General features: G+C 63.8%; 15 protein-coding genes. 8 read left to right on the forward strand and 7 right to left on the reverse strand.

Going from position 1 to position 17,099, the window contains the following annotated elements; genetic code table 11:
- Window positions 1-53: 53 nt before the first annotated feature.
- Window positions 54-1,232 (reverse strand): GGDEF domain-containing protein, encoded by a 1,179-nt coding sequence (locus NA29_RS05280; RefSeq protein ID WP_039396456.1) that lies wholly within the window; start codon window positions 1,230-1,232, stop codon window positions 54-56.
- Window positions 1,233-1,366: 134 nt separating this feature from the next.
- Between NA29_RS05280 and NA29_RS05285 the strand changes: the two genes are divergently transcribed.
- Complete coding sequence (locus NA29_RS05285; protein ID WP_095178412.1) at window positions 1,367-1,954, forward strand: DUF4019 domain-containing protein; 588 nt, start codon at window positions 1,367-1,369, stop codon at window positions 1,952-1,954.
- A gap of 18 nt (window positions 1,955-1,972) precedes the next feature.
- Here NA29_RS05285 and NA29_RS05290 read toward each other — a convergent pair whose 3' ends face one another.
- Window positions 1,973-2,611 carry a GntR family transcriptional regulator gene (locus tag NA29_RS05290; protein ID WP_039396459.1) on the reverse strand — a complete coding sequence of 213 codons (639 nt, stop codon included), beginning with the start codon at window positions 2,609-2,611 and terminating at the stop codon, window positions 1,973-1,975.
- 868 nt (window positions 2,612-3,479) lie between these two features.
- On the opposite strand from NA29_RS05290, the gene NA29_RS05300 reads away from it, so the two are divergent.
- A complete protein-coding gene (locus NA29_RS05300; RefSeq protein WP_072633407.1) occupies window positions 3,480-4,547 on the forward strand; it encodes an alpha/beta fold hydrolase in 1,068 nt (355 codons plus the stop codon).
- Window positions 4,548-4,572: 25 nt separating this feature from the next.
- Here the strand turns inward: NA29_RS05300 and NA29_RS05305 are convergent, their stop codons facing one another.
- Both NA29_RS05305 and NA29_RS05310 read right to left on the reverse strand, forming a co-directional pair.
- Entirely contained in the window at window positions 4,573-5,163 is a 591-nt protein-coding gene (locus NA29_RS05305; RefSeq protein WP_052252545.1) for a GNAT family N-acetyltransferase, read from the reverse strand.
- Complete coding sequence (locus NA29_RS05310; RefSeq protein ID WP_039396498.1) at window positions 5,163-5,753, reverse strand: helix-turn-helix domain-containing protein; 591 nt, start codon at window positions 5,751-5,753, stop codon at window positions 5,163-5,165. Before NA29_RS05310 ends, NA29_RS05305 begins: the two co-directional genes overlap by 1 nt.
- Window positions 5,754-5,836: 83 nt before the next feature.
- Here NA29_RS05310 and NA29_RS05315 point away from each other — a divergent pair, with 83 nt between their 5' ends.
- The 6 genes from NA29_RS05315 (at window position 5,837) to NA29_RS05340 (ending at window position 13,445) form a co-directional block, all read left to right on the forward strand.
- The gene (locus NA29_RS05315; protein WP_039396504.1) at window positions 5,837-6,358 is read left to right on the forward strand and encodes a GNAT family N-acetyltransferase; all 522 of its coding nucleotides are present in this window, start codon (window positions 5,837-5,839) and stop codon (window positions 6,356-6,358) included.
- A 588-nt stretch (window positions 6,359-6,946) separates the two neighbouring features.
- Complete coding sequence (locus NA29_RS05320; RefSeq protein WP_039396506.1) at window positions 6,947-9,907, forward strand: xanthine dehydrogenase family protein molybdopterin-binding subunit; 2,961 nt, start codon at window positions 6,947-6,949, stop codon at window positions 9,905-9,907.
- Window positions 9,904-10,620 (forward strand): (2Fe-2S)-binding protein, encoded by a 717-nt coding sequence (locus NA29_RS05325; protein ID WP_039396508.1) that lies wholly within the window; start codon window positions 9,904-9,906, stop codon window positions 10,618-10,620. Before NA29_RS05320 ends, NA29_RS05325 begins: the two co-directional genes overlap by 4 nt.
- A 160-nt stretch (window positions 10,621-10,780) precedes the next feature.
- The gene (locus NA29_RS05330; protein WP_039402437.1) at window positions 10,781-12,043 is read left to right on the forward strand and encodes a c-type cytochrome; all 1,263 of its coding nucleotides are present in this window, start codon (window positions 10,781-10,783) and stop codon (window positions 12,041-12,043) included.
- Between the two features lie 114 nt (window positions 12,044-12,157).
- Window positions 12,158-12,841, forward strand: coding sequence for a helix-turn-helix transcriptional regulator (locus NA29_RS05335; RefSeq protein ID WP_039396510.1), 684 nt, complete (start codon window positions 12,158-12,160; stop codon window positions 12,839-12,841).
- A gap of 229 nt (window positions 12,842-13,070) precedes the next feature.
- A complete protein-coding gene (locus NA29_RS05340; protein WP_039402439.1) occupies window positions 13,071-13,445 on the forward strand; it encodes a VOC family protein in 375 nt (124 codons plus the stop codon).
- A 118-nt stretch (window positions 13,446-13,563) separates the two neighbouring features.
- Here NA29_RS05340 and msrA read toward each other — a convergent pair whose 3' ends face one another.
- The 3 genes from msrA to msrB form a co-directional block, all read right to left on the reverse strand.
- Window positions 13,564-14,322 (reverse strand): peptide-methionine (S)-S-oxide reductase MsrA, encoded by a 759-nt coding sequence (gene msrA / locus NA29_RS05345; RefSeq protein ID WP_052252546.1) that lies wholly within the window; start codon window positions 14,320-14,322, stop codon window positions 13,564-13,566.
- A gap of 63 nt (window positions 14,323-14,385) precedes the next feature.
- Window positions 14,386-16,233 (reverse strand): cytochrome c biogenesis protein DipZ, encoded by a 1,848-nt coding sequence (locus NA29_RS05350; RefSeq protein WP_039396512.1) that lies wholly within the window; start codon window positions 16,231-16,233, stop codon window positions 14,386-14,388.
- 76 nt (window positions 16,234-16,309) lie between these two features.
- On the reverse strand, window positions 16,310-16,918 hold the full coding sequence (msrB, locus tag NA29_RS05355; protein ID WP_084103468.1) for a peptide-methionine (R)-S-oxide reductase MsrB: 609 nt from the start codon (window positions 16,916-16,918) through the stop codon (window positions 16,310-16,312).
- Between the last annotated feature and the right edge of the window lie 181 nt (window positions 16,919-17,099).

Raw genomic sequence — 17,099 nt, forward strand, 5'->3', positions numbered from 1 at the left:
GCCTTGTCCGCGTGGCGGCGGCGCGCCTCCCGCATCATCGGATGCTTGCGCCGTCAACCCGCTTCGGACGCGGTCTCGTCGCTGGGGAGCACGTCGGAGAGTACAAGATTGCGCCCTGAGATTTTCGCCGCGTACAGCGCCCGGTCGGCGCGCATGCACAGGGCCTCGAGGCTTTCGCGTTCGAGCCACGTCGCCACGCCGCCGCTCAGCGTGTAGTGACACACTCCGAACGGTCCCGCGACCAGATGACGGCTCGCCTGCGTGCGCAGCCGCTCGGCAATACGAATGGCCCCCGGCGTGTCCGTGCCCGGCAAGAGCACCGCGAACTCCTCGCCGCCGAGCCGCCCGAAGACGTCGCCCTCGCGCAGGCTGTCGCGCACCAGTTTCACGAACTCGCGCAACACGGTGTCGCCACCCGCATGACCGTGGGTGTCGTTGATCGACTTGAAATGATCCAGATCGATGACGACGATGGACAGCGGCCACCCGCGCGCCACCGCCCGCACCATCTCCTGACGCGCGAGCAGGTCGAAATGCTTGCGTGAGAGCGCACCCGTCAGATAGTCGCGGTTGGCGGCTTCTTCGGCCGTGGCGAGCATTGCATCGTGAATCATCAGCACGGCGCCCATCGTCATCGCGGGCATCACGATGGTGCCGATGGTCAACATGATGGTGTTGAACAAGGTCGGCGCGAACACTTCCGGACCGGGCGCGGGTGTCCATACGAAGATCGCACCCCGCACAATGTGTGCCACAGCAAACGCGGCGGCCATAGCGGCCGTCAGCCAGTAGTTGTAGCGATGGCGGCGCGGCGGCACGTGACGCAGAATCAGCACCGACACGGCGAGCAACCAGATCGCGTGGAACGCCGAGACGATCACCACACGCATCTGCGGATTGTCGATACCGTAGTAGAAGAACAGGATTGCCGCCGCGAGCACGCCCAGCGAAGCACCCAGCGCGTGCCAGTGAGGCCGCTGGCCGAGAAAGCGCGCGCATCCCGCGAAGTAGAGCAGCAGGCCGCCCGCCAGCGTCAGGTTCGCGACGGGGATCGAGAGGAAATCGGGAACGATGCCGCGCAATGCAAACAGCGGTAGCGCGACGAGAACGGCGACATTGGCGAGCGACCATTCCCGAACACCGGCCACGCGAGAGCGTAGCAGGGAACCCACGATCAGCAACATCATGAAGCTGAGCAGTGAGGTGATCGCGAGCAGGGACGTCGTCAACATGGCAATGGCCAATGCGTGGGGGCTGACATGTGTTGAGCATTGTAATGTACGCCACGACGCGCGTTACATTCCAATGAGGGCGACGCCAGTAGAATGGCCGGGTTAGTCATTTCCGCTTCGAGGAATTTTCGTCCATGCCGACGACCCGATTCAACGCATCCCGTCATTCCCGCCGCTCCCTGCGCGCCTCCCTTTCCCGCCACCGCGTTGCGATTCGCGCGACTGCGCTTGTGCTCGGTGTGGCTGCCGGACTCAGCGCCGTATCGGTGTCCGCGCAGCAGGAGCCGATGCGACGCCGTGCCGCGCAACCGCCGTTATTCGCCACGCCAGCGAGCGGTGCCGAGGCAGGCACGGCACCGGCCGCCGACATCAATCGCGACGTGCGCCCGGCGCTCGAAGCCGCCAACCTGTGGTTGGGCCTTGCAGACATCAACCGGGGGCAACAAAGCTGGGATCAGGCCGCGCCGGTGTTTCAGCGGGCGATTTCGGCCGAAGACTGGGCCGCGAATCTGCAAACCGCCCGTGGGCCGTTGGGGAAGGTGAAGTCACGCAAGACGCTGGACGCGGTCTTTACCCGCACGCTGCCCGGGCAGCCAGATGGGGAGTACGTGGTGATTCAGTACGGGACCGTGTTCGAGCACAAGGCCGAAGCGCATGAGATGGTCACGATGGTGTTCGGTCTCGACGGCCGCTGGCGCGTCGCTGGCTATCTGGTGCGTTGAGTTCAGCGACTTAGCAATTCAGCGCGGCAGCGCTGGTTCGACGATGTCCATCGTCGTCTCGACGTGCGCGCGCGCGATCTGTTCGGCAAGCGCTTCGTCATGCGCGCGCAGGGCCGCGACCAGCTCGCGGTGCTGCTGATTGGTGGTGCGCAGTTGCTCGTCCGAGAACATGACGGGCACGCGCAGCGCCCAGTAATAGAACTGCGTACGTTCGTGAAACTGCGCGATCACGACGTTATCTGCCGCCTTCACGATCAGGTCGTGGAATTCCGTATTGAGACGATTGAGCGCCAGACGCGGCAGATTGGCCGTCGGCTCCATCTGTTCGATGAGGGCATCGAGCGCGTCGCACATCTCGGGCGAGATTTTTTGGGCCGCCAGCCGGGCGGTCTCGGATTCGATGGCGATACGGCTCTCGAAGATGGCGCGCACAGGCAGATGATCGGCGCCTTGAACTTCCCAGCCACGGTTGCGGGCGATAAAGCCTTCGCCTTGCAGGATCAGCAACGCTTCGCGCACGGGCGTGCGACCAACGCCCAGCAATTGAATCAGATCGTCCTCGATGAGGCGCTGCCCCGGCTTGAGCTCGGAAGCGAGAATCATTCCGCGGATCTTGCTCCGCACTTCACCGGTAATCAGGTTGCTGGGCGCTTTCATCTGATGCTTGTGTCTTCCCTAGAGCCGGCGCGTGCGCCGTGTACTTCGACTTCGATGAGCGTTGCCGGTCTTGCCGGACCGCTCGTGCATGAAGTTTCACGATGTAGGTGTCATGCATGCATTCGGGCGCATCGTGCGCCCCATCCCCCATGCCGCTGCGGATTTTACCGAGTTTCTTTCGGCACTCCGAAAACCGTTCCCAAAAGGTCAAAGTCGTGCCACTCATGCGCGACAGACATAACGTCGGTCCGGTTTTGCACAATTCTTTTGGTTTCCGAAGCGAGGACTCGCTTATACGCACGTTTGAAGCGTCGAAAAAGTACCATAACGCCAGACGCAGCGGGGTTCGCGCTCACTCACTTGCGGTGTGAGCGCCCACCGTCACAGCGTTGCGGGTACCGAAACATGCGAGGCGCAGTGGCTTTGGAAAAATGCTGAAGATGTGAAGAACGTGCCTTGAATAACCCCTCAAAAATGATGGGTATTCGTCGACCTGTTCGTCCGGGCTGCCGTCTGCGCTCGCCCGTTTTCGTCTGTATTTCCCAGCATGCGGGATTTGGCCGACGCCGCATGCGCTCGATCAGCGATCAATGACGGCGATTTGTGCGTGAAAACGGACAAATGAGAATAATTCAGTGCGATTGTTGGCGGAATCGGTGCAAACCCCGTCGATCACGCAGTCGCCCGATTGCACCTGACCCCGAATGCCGCGCCACGTCGGCGCTGCCCGTCCGGAAATGGCGTCGCATGGCAGAATCGACGCAGCCGCATTCGTCCGCATTGTTCGCTTTGTCCGCTTCGGCGTCTTTGTCTCCTGTCCCACTTTGCGTGTTTCGGCGCGCTCTACATTCATCGACCCATGCCCCCACTGCTTTCTCTGTGCATGCAACGTCTGTCGCGATATGCCGTTGCGACCCTGCGCACCGGTGCGCTCGTCGGTTTCACTTCGCTCGTCGCCGTGAGTGGCGCGAGTGCAGCAAGTCCCGACAGCAACGCCGGTCCCGCCTACGGTCCGGAATTACAGGGCTTCGACTATCCGTATCCGGTCAATCGCTTCGACTTCACGTCGCAGCGCACGCCGCTGCACATGGCTTATCTCGACGTGCAGCCGTCGCAGCCGAATGGCCGGACCGTTGTGCTACTGCATGGCAAGAACTTCTGCGCGGCGACCTGGCGCGAGACGATCGACACGTTATCGGGCGCAGGCTACCGCGTCATCGCGCCGGATCAGATCGGCTTCTGCAAATCGAGCAAGCCCGCGCAGTATCAGTACAGCTTCCAGCAACTGGCGAACAATACGCATGCGTTGCTCGCGTCGCTGGGTATCAAGACGGCGACCGTCGTCGGCCACTCCACCGGCGGAATGCTGGCGGCGCGCTATGCGCTGATGTATCCGGACGAGACGCAGCAACTGGTGCTCGTTAATCCGATCGGGCTGGAAGACTGGAAAGCGCTGGGCGTGCCTTCGAAGACGGTGGACGAGTGGTTCGACCGAGAGTTGCGCACGAGCGCGCCGGGCATCCGTCGCTATGAACAGGCGACGTACTACGCCGGGCAATGGAGCGAGCGTTACGAGCCGTGGGTGCAGATGCTCGCGGGCATGTATCGCGGCCCGGGAAAACGCATCGTCGCGTGGAATTCGGCGTTGCTCTACGACATGATCTACACGCAGCCGGTCGTGTACGAACTCGGACAGATTCGCGTGCCGACGTTGTTGATGATCGGTGACAAGGACACCACCGCCATCGGCAAGGACTTTTCGCCGCCGGAGGTGCAGGCGCGCGTCGGGCACTATGCCGAGCTGGCCCAGACGACGCACGCCCGAATTCCCGGTTCTACGCTCGTCGAATTCCCCGATCTGGGGCACGCCCCGCAGATGCAAGACCCGGCGGCGTTCCACAAGGCACTGCTCGCCGGGCTGGCGACGCTGCACTGATTGACATGCAGATGGCGGGGCAGCGTCAGAGGTGTTTGTAATAGAACGTAGTCGCGCAGAAGCCGCCGTCCGGCATGAGGGCGAACTTAGGCACGTCGCCCGCGCGCTGCCAGCCGCTGCGCTGGTAGAGGCGCTCGGCATCGCCGCCGGTGACGGTGTCGAGTACCAGCACGTGGCGCTCGAAGGCGCGCGCGACGTCGTCCAGCGCGGCCATCAGATGCGCCGCGACGCCCTGACGTCGTGCCGAACGATGCACGAGCATCTTGGCGACGTCGGCGCGATGCGGCTGATTCTCGGGCAGATCGAGGATCAGTTGCACCGTGCCAACGATCGCGCCGTCATTTTGCGCACCGGGTGCATCGGGCGCACCGTGCGCTTTATGACGCGCCACGAGCAAGACCCGTTCGCCACGGTCGACGCTTGCCGCCACCTTGCGCCAGAACGCCGTCGCGCGCTCACGCGTGAGCGGCAACATGAAGCTCACCGATGCGCCGCCTTCGACGCAATCGATCAGCACGTCGGTCAGCGCATCGATGGCGGCCAGCGCCTGATCGCCATCGAGTCGTTCGATAACGAGACTTGCAGGAAGGGCGAGCGGGGCGGCATCGTTGGACATCAGGGCGTTCTCCTCGGAGCGACGAAGGGCAGCGTCACGAGCCCGACAAGATAGCGGGCGGTGGCTGACGTAGGATTGTGAAAGCCGATCGGTTGATCGAGACGCATCGCAAGGCAATCGCCGGTATCGAGTCGCCACGTAGTGCCGCCAAGCGTGATTTCGATGGTGCCGTCGACGACCCAGATCTGCTGCCAGACTTCGTTGTCCCGCGCGCCGGTGTCGTAGGCGACACGCTCGCCCGGTGGGAACTGCACTTCCACGAACTGGAGCGGCGACGGTTGCGCTGGCGACAGGTTGCGTCTCACATAGCCGGAATCCGGATCGGTCCAAACCGGCTGGTCTGCATGACGGGCGAGCGGCGAGGGCGGCGCGTCGTCCTCCGACTGCTCGTCGAAGAGCGAGGCCAGCGTGACGCCGAGCGCAGTGGCGAGTTTGTCCAGCACATTCGCGGTCGGGCTCGTTTGCGCACGCTCGATGAGCGAGATGTTTGAACGACTCACGCCGCTGCGCTCGGCCAGCGTATCGAGGGAATAGCCGCGCTCGCTGCGCAGGTCACGCACGCGACGGGCAATACGTTCGTTAATATCCATGTCATCTAGTTTAATGGAAATAAATTTCTAGTAAAATGGATTTCACTGGATGCGTTGCCCACCTTGCTTGCAGGACCACTGACATGACTTCCCCGACGACTGCCCTGACGCCGCTCACGATTCGCGATGCCCTCGATGCCGATCTTCCGGTGATTCGCGACATTTACAACGATGCCGTCGAGCACACGACGGCTATCTGGAACGAGATCCTGGTGGATCTGGACAATCGTCGTGAGTGGCTGGCCGCGCGGCTTAAGCGCGGGTATCCGGTGATCGTCGCCGAGCGCGACGGCAAGACGGTCGGTTATGCATCGTTTGGTGACTGGCGCGCGTTCGACGGTTATCGACACACCGTCGAGCATTCGATCTATATCGACAAGAACGCGCGCGGCGGCGGCATCGGCGAGGCGCTCATGCGCGCACTGATCGAGCGTGCCCGTGCGCTTGACGTTCACGTGATGATTGCGGCTATCGAAGCCCAGAACGCACCGTCGATTCGCCTGCACGAGAAGCTGGGCTTTCGGATGGTCGGCACCTTTAGCGAAGTGGGCACGAAGTTCGGCCGGTGGCTCGATCTGACGTGCATGGAATTGCGTATCGCCTGAGAAAAAAACTGCACCGCAACATCGATTCAATGCCGCTGTGTCCCTTCGGATATAGCGGCATTTCTCATTGGGCATAGGCAACATCACGCGAAGCAAATATCGCCCGTACGCGCCCGTCGCACGGTGCGTCGTACGTTGCGCAGCGCATGCGTTCTCACGCAGTGCGTCATGTCCAATCTTGTCAATCTCAGAGGTGGCGTGTAGCCTTGAAACGTCCGGTGTCACTCATGAAGCGTGTTCTTATAGAACTTCACGAGCGCATCACGGCACGCGAATGTCACGCATTGTGAACATGCATCGTGGGTCAGCGACGTTGTGTATCGGCGTCGTGCAGCGGCGTCGCGTTTGCCGTCGTGACCGCGTGAGTCGTTGCAGTGCCGTTTTGTCGTTCGGGAGTTGCAGGGCCGCAATCGTGATCGTGGCACGTCCCCCCAAAACAAGACGGACGGAACGCATATGCCGCGCCTGCCAAGAAAACACTGTCCGACAGCGGCTGTGTCGAGCGATGACGCTCGTCATGACGCTGCTTCCGCAACACCCCAGACACTCCCGAATTCCGCCGATCCCGAAGCGTCTGCTGGCTTCGCAATGACGCGTCGCGGCTTTCTCAAGGCGTCGGTCGTCGCGGGTATTTCCGTGTACATCGCGCCGATGGGAAGTCGCGCGTTCGCAGCGCTCTTCGAGGACAAGAACCTCACGCCTGTGGCGTGGGACGCTGCGAAGGGACAAGCCAAATTCCGTATCGACGGCACGGCCAAAGTCACCGGCAGCAAGATCTTCGCGCGTGACGTACGCGCACGCGACATGCCGGGCTGGCCCGCACAGCAGGCACATGCGTTCGTGCTGCGCACGACGCTCGCGGACCGCCCCTATCTCGGCTTCGATCTCTCGCGCCTGAATGACGGTCTGCAACCCGACCGCGTGGTGACGGCCGAGGATCTCGCACGCGACGGCGTCGCGTTCCCCGAGTTCTACGGCGACGACATGCTGCTGCCCGTCGGCAAGACGCCCGCGTATCTCGGACACGCGGTCGCTATCCTCATCTATCGCGACTTCGCACGTTTTCGCTTCGCCAAAGACAAGCTCAAGTTCCACGACGAAATCATTCGCTACGGCGACGTCACTGGGCCGCTGGAACGCGACCCGTGGGGCAGCTTCCGTTACGTGCGCGTGGGTGGCAAGACCGCGTATGACGATGACGTCTACTCCAGTCTCAAGGACGCGCCGATTTTCCCGAGCATGATGCGCAAGCACCTGCCGGTGTGGCCCGACGGTAACGATCACGGCAAGCTCGACGAGCAGGGCATGGCGTACGCGGGCAAGATCGGTGAGTCGCTGGCACATCCGCCGGCGAACTGGCTGGTGATGTCGCGCGAGTACCGCACACAGTCCGTCGACACGGCGGCGCTCGAACCCGATAACGCCAACTGCTGGTACGACGCCGCCACGCAAACGCTGCACATGGTGGTGCCCACGCAGTCGCCGTCCGAAGTCGCGGAGAACGCGGCCGCGATGGCCGCGAAGGGGCATTTCCCGGTGAAGCGGCTGATCGTCTACCCGTGCTACACGGTGGGCTATGGCTCGAAGGATCACTACAACATGCCGTTCTACGGGCTGGCCGCTGCGATGTATGGCGATGGCCTGCCGGTGCGCCTGGCCAACGATCGCTACGAGCAATTCCAGACGTCGCTCAAGCGTCACGCCTTCACGATGCGCTATCGCATCGGCGTCGACAAAGAGAGCGGCATGCTGCAAGCGTTCACGGCCGACATGGAGTGCAACGGCGGTGGACGCATGAACTTCTCGCCGTCCGTAGCGATGGTGGGCGCGACGGCGGCCCAGTCCATCTACTACTTCCCGCAGAGCGATCTGGCGAGCGTGGCGATTGCGTCGCGTGCCATCGATGCGGGGTCGGCCCGTGGCTACGGCACGTTGCAGTCGATGGCCGCGACCGAAATGATGATTGACGAGATGGCGGCGCAACTCGGCGTTGACGCCATCGATTTCCGCCTCAAGAATGCGCTGCGCTCGGGCATGAAAAACACGCAGGGCGCGATTCCTGCGGGCGCTGTGCGCGTGGACGAAGTGCTCGCACGTGCGAAGGCGCATCCGTTGTGGACGCAGCGCGACAAGAAGAAGGCCGAGTACGAAGCGGCGCATCCGGGCCGTCGCTATGGCGTGGGTTTCGCTTGCGTGCAGAAGGACTTCGGCACGGGCGCGGAGACGTCGTTCGCGCGCGTGGAATTCGACGAAACCGGCAAGATTTCGCTGCATCACACGGCGGCGGAAATCGGCACGGGTACATCGACGTCGCAGGCTGTGGCCGTGGCGAAATGGCTCGGCATGCCCGCCACCGACGTGCACATCGCCATCACCGACTGGCCCGAATTGCCGGTGGTGACCAGCGGCGATCCGTATCTGATGTCGCAGGCCGATCAGGACAAACTCGCCGCGAATCCGCGTTGGTCGCCGGGGTATGCGTCGCCGTCGAGCGCGACGAACTCGGCGTTCTATTTCACGCACAGCACGCGCGAAGCTGCGCGTCTGCTTTTTCTGCAAGGGCTATGGCCAGCGGCGCTGTCGATCTGGCGTCGTGGGCTAGGTGGCGGGCAGGCCGCGCCGCTCGTCGTGCGTGCGGAAGATGCCCGCTGGGTCGACGGCAAGCTCTCGGCGGCCGGACTCGAAGCATTGCCGCTCGGCATGCTGGCGAAGACGGCCTATGAGCAGGGCTTTGTGACGGGCGCGACGGTGCACGTGTTCAACCGCTGGCAGTGGGCCGAAGCGGATTGGGATCTGGGTGACGGCGTGACGCAGCGTCTGCCAGTCGACGGCATCGCCCTGCGCTTTGGCAAGGGCGGGGCCAACCCGTCGGCGGCTGCTGCGCAAGCGCCCGACGCACAGACGCCCGCTGCCAAGAGCGCGCATCACAGCGGTAACGCGCCAGCGAAGTCAGCGTCAGCGAAGGGCGCGCCAGCGAAGAGCGCGTCGCAGCCGAACGCCGCAGCGGGGCAGCAAGTGGCCGCCCCCACGCCTGCGACCGGCTATCGCACGATGGACCGCAAGCGCGTGTATTACCCGCCGGTGCAGCGAAACAATGCAGCCGTCACGTATTACAGCGCCGTGGGCACGCTCGTCGAATTGTCGGTTCACGAAGCGTCGGGCAAGGTCGAATTGCTCACGCACCATTCCATCATGGAGTGCGGCAATCAGATCTCGCCGCAACTCGTTTCAGGCCAGTTGCAGGGCGGTCTGGCGATGGGCATCGGTCATGCCCTTCACGAGTATTTGCCGCTGTACGAAGACGGTCCTGGCAATGGCACATGGAACTTCAATCGCTACCACCTGCCGCGCGCGGTGGACGTCGCCGTATGGACGCAGACAGGTGAAGTCCTGCCCCCGATCTCCGAGACGGATGTGCCCAAGGGCATTGCCGAAGTCGTGATGATCCCCGTGGTGGGTGCGATTGTGAACGGCCTCGCGCACGCGATCGGCCATCGATTTACAGAGTTGCCGGTGACGCCGGAGAAGATCCAGGAGGTACTGGCATGACGGATACGAGTAGCGCACCGCAGGCCGCGTCGAATGCGAACGCGGATGCAGGTGCCCAAGCCCCAATGAACAACGCCAGTGCGGCGAGTGCTGCTGCCGCAACAGCGGCTGTCCCCGTCACGTCATCTGCATCATCTGCATCCCCCGCGCCCGCCAGCGGCAAGAAGCCGTGGGAGACGCTGCCCGTCACGGTCAAGGTCAACGGCGAGTCGCATGGCCCGATGGACGTGCCCGCCGGTCTCATGATGATCGACTTCCTGCACGAGACGCTGGGCCTGACCGGCTCGCGGCTGGGCTGCGGGCAGGGCATTTGCCACGCCTGCGTGGTGATCGTCGATCACGCCGACGGCACCAGCGAGACGGTGCGCACCTGCATTACCGGCGCGAACTATTTCGACGGCAAGACCGTGCGTACCGTGGAAGGCCACGCGACGCGCGACACCGACGGCAAGGTCACGCTCGCCCCCATCCAGCAAGCGTTTCTCGATCACTTCAGCTTCCAGTGTGGCTACTGCACACCGGGCTTCGTGAACGCAGCAACGGTGCTCATCGAGCGACTGAAGCGCAACCCGATTGCGCGCGCCGATCTGGAAGCTGCGATTACCGAAGGACTGAACGACCAGATCTGCCGGTGCACGGGCTACGTGCGCTATTACGAGGCCGTGCGCGACGTCGTGCTGAAGACGCCCGGTTGTATCAAGGACTCGAAGTGAGGGGCGCGAAATGAGGGAAACAGCCATGCACCTGACGCGCGTGACCCGATGGAGCGTTCGCGCGGCTTGCCTTGCCGCCGTGATGCTCGTGAGCGCGTGCAACGACGCCTCGACGCCGAAGCCGCCCGAGCCGGGCAAACCGCCGCAGCCGAAGACGTCGATGGTGCCGTCGCTCGTGACAAGCGCGATGGCGGCAGACGCGCCTGCCGCGGCATCGGTATCGGCATCGGCGTCTGCATCTGCATCTTCGGCCCCGGCCGCCTCAGCCGTGCCCGCCGCGACACCGTCTGCCCCGTCCGAGCTGATCGCACGCGGCAAGTATCTGACGCGCGCGGCCGACTGCGCGGCGTGCCACACGAGTGCGGACGGTGCGCCGTTCGCCGGTGGCGTGCCGCTCAAGTCGCCGTTCGGCACGTTCTACGGCACGAACATCACGCCGGACAAGACGAACGGCATCGGTGGCTGGACGGCCGAAGAGTTCTACCGCGCGCTGCATGACGGCATCGCGCCCGACAAGGCCTTGTACCCGGCCATGCCGTACACGTCCTATCGGCAGATGACGCGCGCGGACAGCGACGCCATTTACGCGTACCTGATGTCGGTGAAACCGGCCGCCGTGCCCAACCGCAAGCACGACCTTTCGTTCCCGTACAACGTGCGCATGGCCATGCGTGCGTGGGACTGGATGTTCCTCAAGGACACGCTACCCGATGCGTCGAAAGGCCAATCGGCGGACTGGCTGCGCGGGCGTTATCTCGCCAACGCGCTGGGCCACTGCGCGGAATGCCACACGCCGCGCGGCACGTTCGGTCAACTGGACAAGGCGAAGCCGCTCGGCGGCGCTGCGCTCGCACGTATCGCGGCCCCCGATCTGACGCCTGAGGCGTTGGCCGCGCGCGGCTGGACGGTAAAGGATCTGCAAACGTTCTTCGGCACGGGCATTGCGCCGCAAGGCTCGGCGTTCGGCGAGATGTATCCGGTCGTGCATCTGAGCACGCAGTACCTGACGCCGGACGACCTGCGTTCGCTCTCGACGTATCTGCTCGGCGACGCGCCGCCCGCACCCAAGCCGCTGCCGGAGAACCCCGACACGAGCAAGCTGATGGCGGGACGCAATATGTACCTGGCGGTGTGCGCCGGATGCCACGCGGCAGACGGCACCGGCAAGCCGCACGTGGCTGTCTCGATGCTGGGCAATTCGACTGTGCGTCAGAAGGATCCGCGCAATCTGATCGTCACGATTCTCGATGGCGTCGAAGCGCAGAAATTCCCGGGGCTGGAAGCGATGCAGGACATGCCGGGCTTCGACAAACGTCTGACCGATGCGCAGATCTCCGAGCTGACCAACTACCTGCGCGTGGCCTACGGCGGGCAGGCGGGCGACGTGAACTCCGAGATCGTCAAACAGCTGCGTCAGAAGTAATGCCGCAGGTGTAAGGCGTAAGGCACCGGACAGTCGCGATCCCGGCGTCCGACACGTCGCAGACATGCCGCAGACACGCCGCATCAAACGGGACATGGCGCATAATGACGCGCCATGTCCCGCACACAACGTCTCTTCTCCCTCATGCAATTGCTACGCCGTCACCGCTATCCGGTGCCGGGGGCCGCGCTCGCCAGTTCGCTGGGCGTGAGTCTGCGCACGCTCTATCGAGACATCGCCGAATTGCAGTCGCAGGGGGCGCATATCGAGGGGGCACCCGGGCTGGGGTACGTCCTCAAACCGGGCTTCATGCTGCCACCGCTGATGTTCTCGGAAGAGGAAATCGAAGCGATCGTGCTCGGTTCGCGCTGGGTCGCCAAGCGCACCGACGGGGCGTTGGCAGACGCGGCGGCAAATGCGCTGGCGAAGATCGCGGCGGTGCTGCCGGCGGACCTGCGCACGTCGCTTGAGGCGTCGACACTCCTTATCGGACCGGGCGATCCGCTGCCGCCGATGATCGTCGATCTGACCGACATTCGCGAGGCCATACGCGCCGAGCGCAAACTTCATCTGTCCTATCGCGACGAAGCCGGACGTCTGTCCGAGCGCGTTGTCTGGCCGTTCGCGCTGGGCTTCTTCGATCGCGTTCGCATGATCCTCGCGTGGTGCGAGCTGCGCGACGATTTCCGCAGCTTCCGCGCCGACCGCATCGAAGCCATGACCGTCGCCGACACCCGCTATCCGCGCGGACGCCGCACCTTGCTCAAGGCGTGGCGTGAGAAGACCGGAAAGGGTTGAGCCTGACGAGCTTTCCCCGGCGATCCGACGCACCCCGAAGCATGAGAAAAATCCACCCTCGGATGCATCGAATTCACGTTTGAAATCGGCGTTCGACTGCTGACAAAATCTGACAGCATCGCTTCGTACGATGGCGTCCATGGCAGCGCGCAACGGCATTCGTTCCTCGAGTGACCGACGTCGTGCTGTCGATGAGAACGTCATTGATAACGAACGACAGGAGCTTGTCATGCTGCATCCGGATATGGTCAATTTGTATGTCGCGAGTCCCCCCGAAAGCGCAGGTTTCTACGCCGAGCTGTTCGGCATGGAGCCGGTCGAAGCGTCGCCGGGGTTTGCGTTGTTCACGCTGCCTACGGGCATGAAGCTGGGATTGTGGGCGCGCTATTCGGTGGCGCCGACGGTCATCGCGCCGCCGGGCGGCAGCGAGGTGGTGTTTCCTGTGCAGTCCAAAGCACACGTCGATGCGACGTGGGAAGACTGGAGCGCACGCGGCATCACGATCCTGCAGGCACCGACTGACATGGACTTCGGCCGGACGTTCGTGGCATCGGACCCCGACGGTCATCGTCTGCGTGTGTACAAGCTGTCGGACGAGCGCTAACGGTCGGGTGACGATTGTCACGGCGAACGGGCCGCGATGACGTGCTTTGCCAGCCTATGGCAAGCATTTAGCCAGCGCATAGCCGGTGTGATGACCGGCTATGCGCTGGATGCTTCGATTACTTCGCCGATGCGGTCTTCACGAGGACCGGTGTGTCGCGGTACTGCGTGGGGAAGATCCGTTTGAGGTCCTTCACCTTCGGCAGATCGTTGATCACGATGTACGGATAGTTCGGGTGCTCCGTCAGGAAGTCCTGGTGGTAGGTCTCGGCGGCATAGAAACCCGTGTATTTCTCCACTTTCGTCGCGATGGGTTTGCTGTAGGCGTGCGAGGCGTCGAGCTGCGCGATGTAGGCGGTTGCGACCTGACGCTGCGCGTCGGTCATCGGGAACACGGCCGAGCGGTATTGCGTACCGCTGTCCGGGCCCTGACGATTCACTTCCGTCGGGTTATGGGCGACCGAGAAGTAGATTTGCAGCAACTTGCCGTATGACACCTGCTGCGGGTCGAACGTCACCTGCACCGACTCGGCGTGTCCCGTCGAGCCGCTACTCACGGTTTCGTAATCGGCGGTCTTGGCGGTGCCCCCGGCGTAGCCGGACTCGGCCTTCGTCACGCCCTTCACGTGCTGGAAGACACCTTGCACGCCCCAGAAACAGCCGCCTGCGAAGACGGCGGTTTCGGTGCGGGCGCCGGTCGACGGCTCGTCGAGCTTCGGTGCTGCGATGACAACGGATGGCTCCGCGCCGCCGAAGGCGTACGCGCCGATCTGCCACATGAAGACGCCGGAGGCGACTGCGGCAGCGCCCAGCAGTACGCGCCGCAGGCGGGATGCTGGTGACTTCTGACTTTGGTGCTTCGAATTGGACTGGATCATTTCAAACTCCCGGCGCTAACCGAAATGAGGCAAAGATGGGAAATAGGGGAAGTGTTGGATCGCTCAACCAAACGTGAATGCGTAAGCCGATGCGCCCGGATCGAGAAACTCGATGGTGAACGTGCGGTCTTGCACGTCGCCTGACTGGCGCACCAGTTGATAAAGACGCTGCGAGGTCACGATGCCCGTGCCGTCGGCCGCCACGTCGGTGCCATGTGCATTGCCCGGGGCCTGTGCGTCGACCGTCACACGAAAGCGCACGGGTTTGCCGTTGGCGTCCGGCCCGAGCACGAGGTGCAGATCGCGGGCATGGAAGCGATAGACGATGCGTGCACCGGCTTGCGTTGCCGTGGCCTGTTCCGGGCCGACATTCCAGCGTCCGGCAAGTCCCCAATTGTTCAGCGACGGCGAGGTCGGCGCGTGGTAGTCGCTAACGGTGTCCTTCACCGCACCGCCCGGCGACGTGAAGTTCTCGGCGCGTTCATAGCCGACATATGTCTCCGGTGAGCGCACGTCGCTCATGTCGGGCGCTTGTTGAACACCGGCGGCCTTCACATCGGCGATGCCGTCGGCGACTTGTTTCGCACCGGCTTCGCGCAGCAACTGCTGGATCACGCGCTCCGACTCGGCGTAGTTACCTTCGCCAAAATGGTGGTAGCGCACGCGGCCCTGAGCGTCGACGAAGTAGTGCGCGGGCCAGTACTGATTGTTGAAGCCGCGCCAGATGGCGTAGTTGTTGTCGATGGCGACCGGATAGTCGACACCCAGATCGTTCACCGCCTTCTTGACGTTGTTGATATCGCGCTCGAAGGCAAATTCGGGGGCATGCACGCCGATGACGACCAACCCCTGATCGCGATACTTCTGCGCCCACGCCTTCACGTACGGCAAGGTACGCAGGCAGTTGATGCACGAGTAGGTCCAGAAGTCGACGAGGACGACCTTGCCGCGCAGTGCCTGTGCGGTGAGCGGGGGCGAGTTGAGCCATTGCACCGCGCCGTCGAGCGAAGGCAACTGCCCTTCGACCGGCAGCGGTGCGGGTTCATTCGCGGCGGTGCGGACCATGGCGTTGCCCGTGGCCACCATGGCCGAGCCGTTGGCGGCGTTGTTCGCGTCGGCTTGCGGTGCTTGCGATGCGCTGTCACTGCCGTTTCCATTGGCACTGCGGCGCGCGCTTAACTGATCGACCAGACGCTGTTCGATGCCCCCGGTCGAGGCCGTCGAAACCTGCGCGAGCACGCCCGTATCGAGGCCGAGGGCAATGGCGGCGACGCCTGCGAGCATCAGCCCCCCGAGCACGCGGCGAATCCACTCACCTGCGCCCAGCGAGCGCTTCATGGTGGCGAAGACGCGTCCGCCGACGAGCAGGGCCAGTGCGAGCGACGTGGCGGCACCTGCGGCGTACGCGACGAGCAGCAGCGTCGTGCCGACGCTCGCACCTTGCAGTGCCGCGCCCGTCAGCACAAGGCCGAGAATCGGACCGGCACACGGCGCCCAGAGCAGGCCCGTAGCAATGCCGAGCAGGAACGACGCACCGGGACCGGTGCCTTTGGATTCGCCCGAGACACTGTCGTCGCTCTGCGCGGATTGCGTCAGACGGTTGCCCAGCGACACGAGCGGGTGTGTAAGGCGTTCGGCGAGCTTCGGAAAAAGCAGCGTCGCGCCGAACACTGCGACGAGGGCGAGCGCGAGCCAGCGGCCGTACTGGTTGGCCTGCACGACCCAACTGCCACCGACTGCGGCCAGCGTGGCGACAAGCGCGAACATCAGCACCATGCCCGCGAGCATGGGCAGCACGCTGCGCGAGAACGACTGACCGGCACGCGAGAATACGAACGGCAGCACCGGCAAGATGCACGGGCTGACGATCGTCAGAATCCCGCCGAGGTAGGCAAGGATGAGCAAAGTCATGAAGCGCTCCTTGAGCGGCGTCCGACGTGCGGACGCTGCGAGCTTTTATTTGGGGGGGCGTCGTGGTGGGCCGATATCAGGCGGCTTGCGGATGGAACGTCATCGCAAGACCGTTCATGCAGTAGCGCAGGCCGGTCGGCTTGGGACCGTCGTCGAAGACGTGACCCAGATGGCCGCCACAACGGCTGCAATGCACTTCCGTGCGCACCATGCCGAAGCTCCGGTCCGTATGGGTGCCCACGGCCTTGTCGAGCGGTGTCCAGAAGCTCGGCCAGCCGGTGTGGCTGTCGAACTTGGTGCGCGACGAGAACAGCGGCTGTGCGCAGCCTGCGCAGGCGAACGTGCCGGCACGGTGTTCGTCGTTGAGTGGGCTGGAGTAGGGCCGTTCGGTGCCTTCCTGACGCAGGATCTCGTACTGACCGGCAGACAGGCGCTTGCGCCATTCGGCGTCGCTGAAGGCCACCTCGAAGTGTTCGGTGGCGTTCGCGCCTTCGGCCGCCACGGCCGGGCGCACCAGACGCGGCACCAGCCCGGCGGCGACGGCGGCGGCCGCGGCAGTTGCGCTCAGCAGAAACAGGCGGCGCGCGGGTGTCGGGGCGGCGCTGGCCGCCACGGCACGTGCTGGCTGCGTCGCCGATGTGGCGGGCTTCCGGGGCTTGGGCGGGTACAAATCGGACAATCTCATGACATCCTCCGGTCAGTAGGACGATCCGGCGCGGGCTGGCCCCGCCGCAATAAGCTGGGGAGCGCGACGGCGGTGGTACGGCACAGAGGGGATCCGTGCCGGATCGATGACTGAAGATTAGTGCCCCGGCGATGGCGAAGTCCTCACGTAAAATTAAACAATTCGTGATACCTCCAGGGGC

It is taken from the genome of Pandoraea sputorum, from assembly GCF_000814845.2.
GTDB classification, from domain to species: Bacteria; Pseudomonadota; Gammaproteobacteria; order Burkholderiales; family Burkholderiaceae; genus Pandoraea; species Pandoraea sputorum.